Source organism: Bartonella sp. AA1HLJMS, from assembly GCF_042197445.1.
Taxonomy (GTDB): Bacteria; Pseudomonadota; Alphaproteobacteria; order Rhizobiales; family Rhizobiaceae; genus Bartonella.
Genome location: NZ_JBHIRW010000301.1, coordinates 1 through 559, shown reverse-complemented (window position 1 = coordinate 559; position 559 = coordinate 1). Strand labels below are relative to the sequence as shown.

Annotated in this window: 1 protein-coding gene; it reads right to left on the bottom strand. The window is 35.6% G+C overall.

Annotation, left to right across the window (positions count from 1 at the left end):
* On the bottom strand, positions 1-378 hold a 378-nt coding region (locus ACFIQE_RS11330; protein ID WP_375707793.1), incomplete at its 3' end, for a DNA adenine methylase.
* Positions 379-559 lie beyond the last annotated feature (181 nt).

Genomic DNA, 559 nt, shown 5'->3' with positions numbered 1-559 from the left:
ATCTTTTTTCCCATACATCACACAACGTTGGAGAAACAAAAAACGGGCGGCTCTTTCAACTTTGGAAAGGCTTTCTGGTTCAATCGCCGCAAGTTCAAAAAACAACTGTCTTGAACAAACAAACCACTCCAATCGTTTAGCTAAATCATCAAAGTCATTTTGAACGCATTGAAACAGATTCGTGATCTCTCCATTCAAATCATTAATGACAGAATATTTTGCTGGTCTTTTATTTAGGAAAATAACACCAGAGCCTAAAAACGGTTCAACATAGGTTTCGTGGTCAATATTATTTAAAATCGGTATAATTTTCTTACGCAGATAGTGTTTACCACCCATCCACGCAAACAATGTTTGTGTAAATTCTTGTTTCGTCATGTTTTAAAGGAAAGATTTTGTGAGTTCTAACTTTTTGTTATCCATCTTTTAAGATGTGAGAAGCTATTCTCTATGGCGTCCACGCAACGGGAAAAATCGATAATAAACATAAAGAGAATGAAGGCAATCAATTTCATGATGCGTGACATCATCTTTAAGCCTTGATAGGTCTCTATCATCT